This is a genomic window from Neolewinella antarctica (assembly GCF_011927835.1).
Taxonomy (GTDB): domain Bacteria; phylum Bacteroidota; class Bacteroidia; order Chitinophagales; family Saprospiraceae; genus Neolewinella; species Neolewinella antarctica.
The window spans coordinates 1094476-1107609 of sequence record NZ_JAATJH010000002.1 but is presented as its reverse complement, the minus strand read 5'-3'; the positions used below and the strand labels follow the sequence as shown (position 1 = coordinate 1107609).

Sequence of the window (13134 nt, the reverse complement as noted above, 5' to 3'; positions counted from 1 at the left end):
TGTTGCCGAACAAGGGTCGAAACGTACCTTAGCCGCCATGAGCAGCACGAAGTACGAGACCACCATCGGCCTGGAAGCCCACGTTCAACTCGCCACCGAGTCCAAAGCCTTCTGCGCCGACCGTAATCTTTTCGGCCAGCAACCCAACCGCAACATCAGTGAGGTGAGCCTGGGTTACCCCGGCACGCTTCCCGTGCTGAACGAAAAGCAAATACGATTCGCCGTGAAGCTCGGTATGGCGCTCGGCTGCAAGATCAACAAACGCAGCACCTTCGACCGGAAAAATTACTTTTACGCCGACCTACCCAAAGGCTACCAGATTACGCAGGAGCGGAACCCGATTTGCCTGGGCGGCGCGCTTCCCCTGCGCCCGCGTCATTCCTCCGGCACCGTACCGGAAAGTGACGAAACGCCCCCGCCTAAATCCGTCCGGCTGCACCACATCCACATGGAAGAGGACGCCGGCAAAAGCATCCACGCCACCGGAGAGCCGTTTACGAAAGTAGACCTGAACCGGGCCGGAACGCCATTAGTGGAGATTGTTACCGAACCGGATCTGCACTCCGCCACGGAGGTCGATGCCTTCATGACCGGGATGCGCCGGCTCGTGCGTTGGCTCGGCGTCAGCGACGGCAACATGCAGGAGGGCTCGCTACGCTGCGACGTCAACGTCAGCGTCCGACCGGAGGGACAAAAAGAGTTCGGCACCCGGTGTGAGATCAAAAACATGAACTCCATGAAGTTCGCCCGCGGCGCGGTGAAGTACGAAGTGCAGCGGCAAACGGGCCTACTAGAGCGGGGCGAGAAGGTAGTGCAACAAACCCGCCAGTACGACCCCGGCAGCGGGACGACGACGGCCCTCCGCAACAAAGAAAACGCCCACGATTACCGCTACTTCCCGGACCCGGACTTACCCCCCGTCGTCCTCGACGACAACTATCTGCGCGACGTCCGCGCCGAGATCGGTACCCTGCCGTGGGAAGCTTACACCACCCTACAGAACCGGTACGGCCTCGGCGCCGCCGACGCCAATTTACTGAGTGAGGACCGGGAAGATTACGAAGCCTTTCTGACCTACGCGGAATCAAGCCCCGACGTAAATGGCCTGGCCAAAATATGGATCAACCGCCTCGCCCCCTGGGTGACGGAAGAAAGTATTTCGACCGGCGAACTACCCCTATCGCCGTCGGCGATTGCCTCCTTTCAGGAACTGATCATTAGCGGGAAAGTGGCCATCGCCGCCGCAACGGGCAAGTTGCTGCCCAGTCTCCTGAATGCTCCGTCCGCCGCCCTCGCGCGAGCCAAAGAACTCGGGTTGATTCAGAACACCGACACCGACTTCCTCGCTAAGATCGTCGCTGAAGTGATCACCGAAAATCCCGACAAAGTAGCTACTTACCGAAAGGGTAAAAAAGGACTGATTGGCTTCTTCATGGGGGAAGTCATGAAACGCAGCCAGGGCAGTGCCGGACCGAAGGAGACCAAAATCTTGCTCAGTAAAGCGCTAAACCCGTAGTCATTTCACTTTCATCTTACCTCTTTATTCTTACCTCTATTCTCTCCTCGCTCAGTATCCACAAGCGCTTCCACCGCACCCCACATGCTCTCGAAGGTGGCAAAGCCACGCGCGAGGGCGGTTAGCTGGTCACCTTTGCGGATCACGACCGTCGGGTAACCCGTAACACCCCAACTGCGGTTCAGGCGGAAATCTTGCTCGGTGGCATCGACCATTTTTTGGCTCGTGAAAAGGGTACTGAATGCAGTAAAATCCAGGGCCAGTTCTTCGCAAATTGGCCGGTAGAAGTCGGTGTGGTTAGGGTCTTCGTTGAGGACGTAGAAGCGGTACTGGACGAGTTCGAAAAAGCGGGACTCTACGGCGGGGTTCATCGTACGGGCGGTGACGACGGCGCGGCAGGCCGGTTCGGTATCGTAGTTGAAGGTGTCACGTTCGAAAAGGGCGCGGCCGAAGGGTTGGCCGCTGCGTTCGGTCACTTGGTCCCAGTGGTGGCCGATGAATTTTTTCATCTCGGCGTCCCAGGGGTCACCACCGCCGGGGCGGAGGCCACCGACAACGATGCGGTAAGGAATGCCGTTGGCGGCGGCGGCTTTTTCGAGGCGGTTCAGGGCCGGGCTAATGCCCCAGCACCAGGAACACATGGGGTCGCCTACGTAAATGATCTCTGCGTCCGCGAGCTGTGCGGGCGTCCCGATAGCTATCGGGACGGGTGCGGGGAGGGGAGACGGAGTGCAAAGCCCGGTGGCGGGGTCGCAGTGGGCACCGGCGGGGACGCTTAGTTTTTGTGCATTCATGGGAAAGAAAGGTAAGATGGCTAATATTAGATACAGAAAACGCATACGGGAGTAACGCTTTGGGAAGCGTGGTGATTAGTGTGAAAATCCGTTGATAATCGCTCAAAACGAAGAATGGGTATCCATAAAGCTATTTACGGACCGTGTCCATCATTACTTACCGTAGTTGCAGGTAAAAGCTTGCTCCCATTTTTTTTTAATGCCCGGGGTCCGCTAACTACCTTGCCGGCAATTGAACCCCGCTTATGCCCACAACATCCTACACCGCTTTTTGGCAAACGAAAGCTCCGGAGAGAATTACCGATTACGGCAACGGCACTACTTCCTGGATTGTCGGTCTCGCTCCGGAAACCGCGGTAACCCTGCCCTGGTCGGACGTCCACGGCATCCTGCGACAGCGCCTCGGCACGGATGTGATGACGAAATGCCTGAATCCGGACACGCCCTACCCTTCCCCACTGCTCGGTGAAAAAGATGGTGAGTGGCTGAAGTCCTGCAACACCGTCGGCGTCAACGTACGTACGATTGGTAGTTTCCTGGAAGTAGTGAAGTACGCGCTGACCTTGCCCGACCACGTGCGGGGCATACATCTCCTGCCCATTTGGGAGCCGGGTGTCGTCGGCAGCCTCTACGGCATGGCGAGCTGGCGGCTGAATACTGAATTTTACAGCCAGGAGCTATACGAGGCGGGCGTCGTCAAACTGGAAGACCAACTCCGGGTCGTCATCAACATCCTCCATGCGCTGGGCAAAGCCGTGGGGATGGACGTTATTCCGCACACCGACCGCTACAGCGAGATCGTCCTGGCCAACCCCGACCACTTCGAGTGGCTGCTGCGGGATGATAAAACGATCGTCAGCCACCGGGAGTACCTCCACGAAGAAGCGCAGGGGGCGATCTACGATTGGCTAGTTGCTCGCGGCCCCGCCACCCCAGCCTACGCGACCGTCGGCCATCTCTGGCGGTTACCCGAAGCTAAGCGCCTGAAAATTCTCTTCGGCCATCCCGAAGACTACCTCGGTCGCCAGCGCCGCCGCATCGACCTGGTCGACTGGCTTTACCACCGTGGCTACGAACCCGCCCCGGCCACCATGGCCCCACCCTACCGCGGCCTCGAGGTCGACCCCCGCCCGGAAGCCACGACCACCGACGCGGCCGGCCGCGTCTGGCGCGACTATCGCATTACCAAGCCGCAGGAAATGAGCCGCGTTTTCGGCCCGCTTACCCGGTACAAACTGTACGGCCGCAAGCGCGACAACCAGGATTGGGAAATAGACTTCGGGACCCCGCACCCCTGGGTGTGGAACTACCTGACCGAGCACTACGCCGAGCAGCAGGCTACGTACGGGTTCGACTTCATGCGCGGCGACATGAGCCACGTACAGATGCGCGCCGGTGGTGTACCGAAAGCCACGGAGATCGACGCCTATTACGATCCGCTGCGGGCCGTAAAGCTTAAAATCCAGGGAACCACCCCCCACTTCGCTTACTTTGCCGAGAGCTTTTTGGCGGCGGATGGCTACATGGCCTACGGCAGTGAAGTCGAACACCTGGTGCGCTCCGCGGCGGAGGTTACCCTCGGCAACTTGCAGTCGACCGTTCCGAACTCACCGGAATTCTGGCAGATGACGCGGCAGTACCTGAAGGTTGCGAACGACCGCGCGGTCATCCCGGCGTGGACGGTCATCACGGGCGACAAGGACGATCCGCGGTTTGACCACTTTCACCATTTCGGGGAGCTGGAACGAGTCTTTACCGGCTTATTTCTGGGCCTGATGCCGATGTACTTTAGTCTTGGTTTCGAGCAGCGCGACCGGCACTTCAGCCGGGCGACCAACGAGGAATACACCAAGCTTTACGTGTTTCAGGAGGAGCGCGGGGATAAGTCGGTGAGTGGTCCGTACCGCTGGGGCACCAACCTCGAACTCTTTGCCGGGCTGACGCGATTGCACCAATTTGCGGCGGGAACATTAGCGCACCTCGGAGCTACGCGCATTCTACGAACGGGGCCGGACGTACTGGCCTGGATTCGGCCGGCGAGTGACGGGGAGGGGGCTTATTTATTCGTCGTGGCTTTTGGCGAGGAAGTGCTGGCGGACTTTACGCTGACCGTCTGGCAAGACCTTGCTAAAGGTGATTTACTATTTTGTACGCAGGATTCCCGCTACCATGACCTTGATGTTAAAGATGGTGCTGTTTCGATAAAAGAGTTGATGGGCGGGCGGTGCTATGCGCTGGCTTAAGTGGCGTTTTGTTACCTCACTCCCCCATCACCGACTTTCGCCGGTAAAACTCAATAATTTTCTTAGCCGTACTTAAATTAGTCACCTCCGCAATCTCCGAAGCGAGTGCCTGACTAACCTTTTTCGGGCTACCGAAGTGCGCCATCAACTTACTGACCGTCTTGTCACCGATGCCGGGGATCTGATGGAGTTCCGTGCCGACCATCCCGATGCTACGCTTGTTGCGGTGGTGCCGCAGGGAAAAGCGGTGGGCCTCATCGCGGCACTGCTGAATCAGGCGCAGGCTCTCCGATTTTTTGTTGATGTGCAGCGGCACGGAGTCGTTCGGGAAATAAATCTCTTCGAGCCGCTTGGCGATCCCGACGACAACCATTCGACCCCGAATGCCCAGCAAGTCGATGCTTTCCATGGAGCTACTGAGTTGCCCCTTACCCCCGTCGATGATGACGAGCTGCGGCAATGGCTCTCCTTCGTCGAGGAGCCGACGGTAGCGCCGGTGGACGACTTCCTTCATGCTGGCAAAGTCATCCGGCCCAACGACGGATTTAATATTGTAGTGACGGTAGTCTTTTTTACTGGGCTTGCCATTTTTAAAGACTACGCAGGCACTAGCCGGGTTGGTGCCCTGGATGTTGGAGTTGTCGAAACACTCGATGTGCATCGGCAGGTCGTCCATTTGTAAGTCGGACTGGAGGGTTTTTAGCACGCGTTCGGCCGGGGTCTGGCGGTTGGCATTATTCATGCGCTGCTTCTTGCGCTGCAACAGCATGTATTTGGCATTCTTTACGCTGAGGTCGAGCAACTTGCGTTTGTCACCGATCTTGGGAACGGTGACGGTGCCCTCGACGCCGGGGAGCAGCAGGTCGTGATCGAGAATGATTTCCGGAGCAATACTGTTGAAGCGGTCGCGCAGTTCGGGAATGGCGTAAGTCAGTAGGCTTTCCGCGTCATCGTCGAGGTTCATCTCGATCTCCTGCGTCGTGGTGTGGATAATGGACCCGTTGACGATCTTGATGTAGTTCAGGAATGCCTCGTTGTGCTCTTCGTCCACGGCCACACCGAAGACATCCACGTCGCGGATCGTAATACTGACGATTTGCGATTTAGACTGGTAGTTTTTAAAGCTTTTCAGCTTGTCCTGAATCTGCTGGGCGCGTTCGAATTCCATTTCCGCGGCCAATTCCTCCATTCGCGCTTCAAAATGACGGCGGACTTCGGCGAAATTACCCTTGAGGATATTCGTTACCTGATCAATTTTCTCGTTGTAGTTTTCCTCGGTTTCCTCCCCCACGCAGGGCCCTTCGCAGTTTTTGATGTGGTATTCCAGGCAGACTTTGAATTTCCCTTCTTCGATGTTGTCCTGGCTGAGGTTCAGGTTGCACGTCCGGAGTGGAAAGAGCTGCTTGATCAAATCAAGGATCACCTTCAGCCGCCCCTTACTGGTGTAGGGCCCGAAATACTGACTTCCGTCGCGCCGCACCTGACGGGTGATGAATACCCTCGGGAAGCGTTCATTTTTAATGCAGATGTAAGAGTAACTCTTGTCATCCTTCAGGTTAATGTTGTAGCGCGGCTGGTGGGTTTTGATCAGGGCATTCTCCAGCAACAGGGCATCGGCCTCGGACTCCACGATGGTAAATTCCAGGCGCGCGGCATTTTTGACCATGATACGCGTCCGGTGCAGGCGGTCTTTCCGATCCCCGAAGTAACTAGCCACCCGGTTGCGCAGCACTTTTGCCTTGCCAACGTACAAAATTGTGTCGTCCGGCCCAATGAACCGGTAAACACCGGGTTGCTTGGGAACGGTATCGGCGATGGCTTTGAAATCTGCTGTTTTCATCGGTTAGGGAACGTGGGGAGATTTAATTTGGTTTTTAGTAGTAGCACTCGTCGCGGTTGGCAACCGAATATTTCGGCGCCTCCGCGTGCAGTACAGCAACCAGATTTTCTAAAGGTTGATTAGCCAACTTATTCCGGCTATTAAGATAGCGATTGGAAAGAGTAGGATGACCTGACTCACGAGACACCACCACAGGAACTGAGCCCACTGCCAAGCCCCCATCTCCGTGCGTCGGGGGCTCGTAGTCAATTCGACCAAACGGTCGAGCTCCATATTCATGAAATCCTCCTTACTTATGCCCAAGTCAACGACCCCAACGCTGTTCAGGCCTTTTTTAAAACCTCCGTGCACGGCCGCTGGGTGCAACCACAAACTATAGCCAAAGGCCCACAGAATAAAAATATTGATGGGAAATCGCTTCCAGAATTCAGTTCCAACTTCCCAGCCGGAAATAAATCCTTCTCCGCGCCAGGACGTATCGCAGTCATTCAGCACGTGCTGAATATCGTGGATGTGGGTCAGCTCCTTGCGAAATACTGGATTCGGTAACGTCAAAATAACGAAGAAGACCTTCATCTGAAAGGTATCGTCTTCGATTCCACCGTCTTGAGGGATCCCGTTTGTTAAGTAGAACTCGTCCAGCAATTTATCTAACGTCATTGGGAATAGATTTTACTACGGGCCGTCACGAAAACAATCAACTTACACACCGTGCAATAATTCCCTAGTTTAGACGCGGCGGTTCCCAGCTTTCGATCGATGAACTGCCCCGAAAAAAACTTCTCGAAGTCACAACGTAACTTCCTTAAACCGGATCCCCAGCGCCCGCTGCACGTCGAGCACCTTCTGCATTTCTCCCGGAATGATCAACGCAATCGACTGCCCCTTCTTGCCGGCCCGCGCCGTGCGGCCACTGCGGTGCGTGTAGTATTCCATGTGTTCCGGCAACTGGTGGTGCAGGATGAAGGATAGATTGTTGACGTCAATACCCCGTGCGGAAACGTCGGTCGATACCAGAATTCGAACCTTCTTGTTTCTGAATGCCCGCATAACCTTATCGCGTTCCTTTTGCTGCATATCGCCTTCGAGGGCACCAACGGAAAACCCTTTGTCCTGAAGTTCTTTAGCTAGTTTTCTGGTGCCCGCTTTAGTGCGGCAGAAAACGATGCCTCGCTCGTCCTCCCGCCGCGTGAGGATTTTTCCGATTAAATCTACCTTATCGTTGATCTTGGTATTGATGTAGACGTGGGAGATGTTCTCGTTGACTAGCGAGTTCCTGTTTACCTCCACCCGGATGGCGTTGTCCGCCATGTAAGTTTTCACAATCCTTTTAATTTCGGCGGGCATGGTGGCGGAGAAAAGCCAGGTATTTCGCTTCGTCGTGTTGTGGCGAAGAATCTTGTTCAAATCCTCCTTAAAACCCATGCTGAGCATCTCGTCTGCTTCGTCCAGCACCAGCGTCTTCACGTAGCTAATGTCGACGGCTCCCTGCTCCAGCAAATCGAGCAGCCGCCCCGGGGTGGCGACGACTACGTGCGTGGGCCGCCGCAGGGCCTTAATCTGTCTCGTTATCCGCTCGCCACCGTAGACGCCCTCCACGAAAATCATGTCGTCGAGGTGCTTCGTGAACTTGAAAAGTTGTTTTTTAATTTGCTGCACCAGCTCCCGGGTGGGGGCAATAATCAGGCCCTGTACGACTGGCTTGTTGGCGTCGACCGAGGCCAGCAGCGGCAGACCGAAGGCCGCCGTCTTCCCCGTCCCCGTTTGTGCCAGACCGATTAAGTCGGTCTTGGTCGTGAGCAGCGTGGGAATCGCCGCTGACTGAATTTCGGTTGGGGTAGTAATGTTAAGCTCGTTCAAAGCCTTCACGTAGGCTTTACTGATGCCCAGATCGGAAAAGGTGGTCATTTTATTTTTTTGCGAAGGTAGTCGGTACTTTCTTCACCTCGTTCATTTGACAAATCAGCACTGTTGTGTTCACCGACGTGTGGTCATTAATCAGTAAGTAGAATGGTACACGGGCGGATCAGTACACCTCCCAACCAACGGAGGAGATCACTTGAACCCAGAAAAGTGATCGATTACCTCAGCACATTTCGGGACTTTGGATGACCGCAGTAATGCGTTCAACCCCGGCAAGTTTACTCATTCCACCCTTCCCGCAGCAGCCCGTTAAACCCGACGTTCGGCGTCATCGACCGAATCTGGTAACGAAACCGGCGGCTGACCACCACCCGATCTTTCGGAGAAAATAGGAACACCATCGGTTGATTGGCGTAGATAATCTCCTGAAAGCGCCGGTAGAGCGGCGCGCGCTCCTCCTGGTCGATCGTGACGCGCAATTCGCGGATCAGCTCGTCTGCCTCCCGCACGGCAAAACCACCCCGGTTCGTCCCGTTCGGGGGCACCGAGCTGGAAGCCCAGACTTGTGTGAACTCGTCCGGGTCAGCGTTGAAGCCCTGACCGACGATGGCCATTTTGAAGTTACCTTTATCCAGCTCATCGAACAGCGCGCGCGAGTCTTTTGTCACGGGCCGCACGTCGACGCCGCCCTGCCGCGCCCACTCTTTTACCAAGGTCGCGATGGCTTCACTAACCGAACTGGGAAAAATGAGGAACTCGAAGGATAGTTCGCGTAGCTCGCCGTCAATCATTTGATCGACGATCCCATTTCCGTTACTGTCCGTCCACCCGGCAGCCTCCAGGTCCGCGCGGGCGGCAGTCGGATCGTAATCGATCATCTTTAAATCTTCGTTGTAGTAGCTTTTGGCGGGCAGAACGGGGCCGACGATCCGGGTTGCCAATTCACCCGGGTAGAGTTGCTCGATGAGCTGATCGACGTCGACCAACTTAGTGACCGCCCTGCGGGTAGCGGCGTCTTTAAAAAGGGGATCTTGCTGGTTAAACAGCAACCCGAAATACGTGAAACTCGCTACGGTCTCAAAATTATAACGGTCCAGCAGGTAAGGTTCCTTGCGCAACTCCCGGAAGCGCTCGATCGGTAGATTGACGGCAACGTCAACGAGTTCATCGCGCAGCGCGGTAGCCATCGTGCTGGGGTCGGGAATGATTTTAAATACGAGCTGATCGGGTTCGGCGCGTAACCATTCTTCACTGGCGTCGTCCGCCCAGTAATTATCCCGTTTGTTCAGAACGATCTCTTCGCTCGGCGTCCACTTCGTGAGGGCGTAGGGGCCACTGCCGACTAAATCATCGCCCGTGCGGCCGGCGGCGAGGGCGTTGAATTTTTCGGCGAAGGCAATCAGGTCGTCGTCATCAGTAGCTAGCTTTTCGGCGCCCCGATCGGTCGCCATCTCCTGCAGGCGAATTTTGCGTAGTTTCTTTTCTGAGTCGTAGGCGTATTCCGGATAGATGACTAAACTACCGAGCACGGACTTGGCGAGCATGTAGGGTCCATCGGTAATCACTTTGAACCGGCGTTCGTCGCTGGGGCTAGTCACGACGTTTTCGACAAATTCGTAGTACGGCCGGTAGGCACCACTGGCCAGGAGTGGATTTAGCACGAGTTTCATACTGAACACGACGTCCGCGGCGGTAACTGGCGAGCCGTTGGGCCAGCGGGCCGCGTCATTAATTTTGTAGGCGTACCCGATTTGCCCGTTAGCTTCCTCCACCACGTCGGGCAGGCTGGCTAGCATGGGCACGAGGGTGTAATCTTCCGGGTCCTGCGCGTTGAGCATTTGAAACATCATCTCGTGCACCGTCCGGGCCACGGTCACAATCGACAGTAGCGGGTTGAGACTGGTGGGCTCGCTCGAAAGCCCGATCCGCACAACATTGTCCGTGTTGCGGAAAGCAACTGACTTTGCCGGTGGAGCGTCGTAGGGCGCGGACGCGGGTGCGGGGTCAGACTGGCAAGCAGCCAACACGAGTGGCAACAGCGCGAGCAGCAGGGTGCGGTGATTCATAATAGCTATTATAATAAAACGGGCGCAAGGTGTGTGACCTAGAATTAAAGCTATACACACATGTTTACAACCTTTGTTAACAATATAGGCACGAATCTTCTTTCGGTTATCTGTAGTCAGTAACCTTTGTACCTTCGGCGCTCCCCCAACCAATTTAACCGTTACAACATGTTGAAGTTCCCGGTGTGCCTGATTACCCTGCTCCTACTGCTCTTCCTCTGCACCGGCGTCCGCGCCCAATCCTCCCCCGAGCCCGCCCCGCCGGCCACGGATCAGCGCCTCTACGACATCGCCGCCGCCGCCAGCGCCGACAACCTGGAGCGTGACATCACCACGCTCGTCAATTTCGGCACCCGCCACACGCTGAGTGATACCACCTCCACCACCCGCGGCATTGGCGCAGCCCGTACCTGGGTTTTCGAAGAGTTCACCCGCATCAGTGCAGCTTGCGGCGGCTGCCTGGAAGTATTCTACCAGCGCAACCTCGTCGAAGGCGACCCCGAAAGCCGCATCAAAAACGACACCTGGGTCGTGAACGTCGTCGCCATCCAGCGCGGCACGCAGGACCGCGACCGGATCGTCATGATGAGCGGCGACATCGACAGCCGTGTGTCGGACCCGCTCGACGGCACCTCCGATAGCCCCGGCGCCAACGACAACGCCACCGGCCTGGCCGGTGCCATCGAGGCCGCCCGCGTACTCACCAAATACCGCTTCCCCGGCTCCATCGCTTACGTTGGGTTGAGCGGCGAAGAACAAGGACTATTCGGCGGCAAAGGCCTCGCGGCCTACGCTTTGGAACAAGAATGGGAACTCCTCGGCGTCCTCAACAATGACATGATCGGCAACATCACCGGCGTGGACGGCGTGACCGACAACACTTCCTTTCGCATTTTTTCCGAGCCCTACTCTCCCACCAGCGCCAACGACGAGCGCGCCAACATCTACCGCCGGTTCTTCGGTGGCGAGGTCGATGGCTCCAGCCGCCAACTCGCCCGCTACGTGCACCGGCTGACCGAGCAGTACGCAACCAACCTTAACCCGATGATGATCTACCGGTTGGACCGCTTTGGCCGTGGCGGTCACCACCGCCCGTTCAACGACGCTGGCTTTCCGGGTATCCGGATCATGGAAACCCACGAAAATTATAACCAGCAACACCAGGACCTCCGCACGGAAGACGGCATCGAGTACGGTGACCGGCTCGAGCACGTCAACTTCCCCTACGCCGCCAAGTTGACTGGCGTAAACGCAATTACCCTCGCCGGGCTGGCCGCTGCCCCACCACCGCCGCCGCTGGTAATGATCGGTGGCACCGTGGAGCCCAGCGCCCGCCTCAAGTGGGACGCGCCAAAGACTGGCACGCCCGTTGCGGGCTATTACGTCCATTACCGGCTAACGACCGCTCCGCAGTGGGAGCACAAGCGTTTCGTGCCCGCCGGTGAACTAGAGTACACGTTCACAAATATGGTCGTGGATAATTACTTTTTTGGTGTTTCTACGGTCGGTACGGACGGCAACGAAAGCCTGGTCGTTTTCCCAAGCACCCTCATACCGCGCGGCCTGTAGGATTCTAATGCGGTGTTTTACTTTCCAAAAGATTGGAAATTACTCGCGTCTTCACCCATGGGGATGAGGGATGCTACTTCTCCGCGTAATTGATCGTAAAGCGTCAGGTCACGGTCGCTCTTGAGGCGGTTGAGTTGCGAGAAGAAACTGGTCGCAAAGTGATCGAGCTCCAAACGGCTCTCGTACGAAAGATCGCTGCTGCGGATTAGCTTAAGCACTTCCCGGCGCTTGTCGCGGAACTTGGTCGTGGCGCGTTCCATAATGTCATCCGACTGGGCGTAGCCGAGGTAGATTCTTTCGCTGAGGTCAGTCTGGCCAACATCTCCGTTGGGTGAAGCGTAGTGCGCGTCGACCCAGCCGGCAAAATCGAAGTCATAGCCAACGGGTAATTTTTCGTCGCCAATCGTTACGATTTTCACGTTCCGGCGCATCAGCAGGCTGTAGTCACCGTTGCCGATCAGAAACTGAAAAAGGGCGTGGGTGGCTTCGGCTTCAGCGGCGTAGTGCTCGGCGGGGGCACCGAGGAGAACTTCGGTGTCTTCGCCACCGATTCTTTCGGCCATTTCGTCGGTGTTCTCGATCAGAAAGGCGGTCACGATGCGATCGGAGCCACCGTTTTCGTCACGGATGGTTAATTCGAGCAACTGCGTGCGGAAGCTAGTTGGCGTCACCAGTGCGTAAGCTTGGTAGGCTAGGTATTCTTTGAGGACCAGTTCCTGAGCTTCCGCGCTTTCGTAACACGGCACGACGAGTTTGTACTTATCGTAGCTCGTCAGCCCGGCAATACGGAGGTCTTTTTTGGAGAAGTCCAGTTTTAGCGGGGGCATCCCACAGCGGGTACGGCGGAACTTCCCGCGGAGGGAAATTTTGACGGACCAGTCTTGCGCGATTCCCGTAGCGTCCGTGAAGGAGAATACCCCTTTTTGGTCTTCGCTACTCCGGGCGATGATGCTGTCGAAGGGCAGGGATAATGTGACGGGCAGCGCGGCGTGGGGGTCGGCTAGATTCAGTTGGTCGAAAATGGAGGTCGCCGTAGCGAACAGGGGCAGCAGTAGCAGCAGGGTGGTGGATAGTAGTCGGTGCATAGGTTCCGGCTTTTGTGGTGGGGTGTTAAGTTGAAGTTAGGGCGGTAGGTGTTCGCGATTCGGTGCCCCGAAAGCTATCGGGGCGGGTGCGGTGTAAAAGGGCTAATAGCGCGACGATTCGCGCTGCTGGAGTAACGGGTGGAGGGGAAGAAAAGTGG

At 56.6% G+C, this 13134-nt stretch carries 9 protein-coding genes; 3 read left to right on the top strand and 6 right to left on the bottom strand.

From position 1 onward, the window contains the following. The first annotated feature begins 37 nt into the window (after window positions 1–37). The gene (gene gatB / locus GGR27_RS09635) at window positions 38–1516 is read left to right on the top strand and encodes an Asp-tRNA(Asn)/Glu-tRNA(Gln) amidotransferase subunit GatB (RefSeq protein WP_168037201.1); all 1479 of its coding nucleotides are present in this window, start codon (window positions 38–40) and stop codon (window positions 1514–1516) included. A gap of 11 nt (window positions 1517–1527) precedes the next feature. On the opposite strand, the gene GGR27_RS09630 is transcribed toward gatB, so the two are convergent. Further along, a complete protein-coding gene (locus tag GGR27_RS09630; RefSeq protein ID WP_245184508.1) occupies window positions 1528–2310 on the bottom strand; it encodes a DsbA family protein in 783 nt (260 codons plus the stop codon). A gap of 245 nt (window positions 2311–2555) precedes the next feature. Between GGR27_RS09630 and GGR27_RS09625 the strand changes: the two genes are divergently transcribed. Then, window positions 2556–4553 (top strand): alpha-amylase family protein, encoded by a 1998-nt coding sequence (locus GGR27_RS09625; RefSeq protein WP_168037200.1) that lies wholly within the window; start codon window positions 2556–2558, stop codon window positions 4551–4553. Window positions 4554–4569: 16 nt separating this feature from the next. On the opposite strand, the gene uvrC is transcribed toward GGR27_RS09625, so the two are convergent. The 4 genes from uvrC to GGR27_RS09605 form a co-directional block, all read right to left on the bottom strand. Then, the gene (uvrC, locus tag GGR27_RS09620; protein WP_168037199.1) at window positions 4570–6393 is read right to left on the bottom strand and encodes an excinuclease ABC subunit UvrC; all 1824 of its coding nucleotides are present in this window, start codon (window positions 6391–6393) and stop codon (window positions 4570–4572) included. A 108-nt stretch (window positions 6394–6501) separates the two neighbouring features. After that, entirely contained in the window at window positions 6502–7053 is a 552-nt protein-coding gene (locus GGR27_RS09615) for a hypothetical protein (RefSeq protein WP_168037198.1), read from the bottom strand. Between the two features lie 129 nt (window positions 7054–7182). Further along, window positions 7183–8301, bottom strand: a complete 1119-nt coding sequence (locus GGR27_RS09610) for a DEAD/DEAH box helicase (protein WP_168037197.1) — start codon at window positions 8299–8301, stop codon at window positions 7183–7185. Window positions 8302–8534: 233 nt separating this feature from the next. After that, window positions 8535–10322: an ABC transporter substrate-binding protein gene (locus tag GGR27_RS09605; protein WP_168037196.1), complete on the bottom strand. Its 1788-nt coding sequence runs from the start codon at window positions 10320–10322 to the stop codon at window positions 8535–8537. A 168-nt stretch (window positions 10323–10490) separates the two neighbouring features. Between GGR27_RS09605 and GGR27_RS09600 the strand changes: the two genes are divergently transcribed. Further along, window positions 10491–11891 (top strand): M28 family metallopeptidase, encoded by a 1401-nt coding sequence (locus tag GGR27_RS09600; RefSeq protein WP_168037195.1) that lies wholly within the window; start codon window positions 10491–10493, stop codon window positions 11889–11891. A 17-nt stretch (window positions 11892–11908) separates the two neighbouring features. Here GGR27_RS09600 and GGR27_RS09595 read toward each other — a convergent pair whose 3' ends face one another. Continuing rightward, the gene (locus GGR27_RS09595) at window positions 11909–12976 is read right to left on the bottom strand and encodes a hypothetical protein (RefSeq protein ID WP_168037194.1); all 1068 of its coding nucleotides are present in this window, start codon (window positions 12974–12976) and stop codon (window positions 11909–11911) included. Window positions 12977–13134 lie beyond the last annotated feature (158 nt).

What these genes read in the sequence shown, in the direction of transcription:
- gatB (WP_168037201.1), top strand. Translation starts at nt 38, where the DNA reads ATGAGCAGCACGAAGTACGAGACCACCATCGGCCTGGAAGCCCACGTT.
- GGR27_RS09630 (WP_245184508.1), bottom strand. Translation starts at nt 2,310, where the DNA reads ATGAATGCACAAAAACTAAGCGTCCCCGCCGGTGCCCACTGCGACCCC.
- GGR27_RS09625 (WP_168037200.1), top strand. Translation starts at nt 2,556, where the DNA reads ATGCCCACAACATCCTACACCGCTTTTTGGCAAACGAAAGCTCCGGAG.
- uvrC (WP_168037199.1), bottom strand. Translation starts at nt 6,393, where the DNA reads ATGAAAACAGCAGATTTCAAAGCCATCGCCGATACCGTTCCCAAGCAA.
- GGR27_RS09615 (WP_168037198.1), bottom strand. Translation starts at nt 7,053, where the DNA reads ATGACGTTAGATAAATTGCTGGACGAGTTCTACTTAACAAACGGGATC.
- GGR27_RS09610 (WP_168037197.1), bottom strand. Translation starts at nt 8,301, where the DNA reads ATGACCACCTTTTCCGATCTGGGCATCAGTAAAGCCTACGTGAAGGCT.
- GGR27_RS09605 (WP_168037196.1), bottom strand. Translation starts at nt 10,322, where the DNA reads ATGAATCACCGCACCCTGCTGCTCGCGCTGTTGCCACTCGTGTTGGCT.
- GGR27_RS09600 (WP_168037195.1), top strand. Translation starts at nt 10,491, where the DNA reads ATGTTGAAGTTCCCGGTGTGCCTGATTACCCTGCTCCTACTGCTCTTC.
- GGR27_RS09595 (WP_168037194.1), bottom strand. Translation starts at nt 12,976, where the DNA reads ATGCACCGACTACTATCCACCACCCTGCTGCTACTGCTGCCCCTGTTC.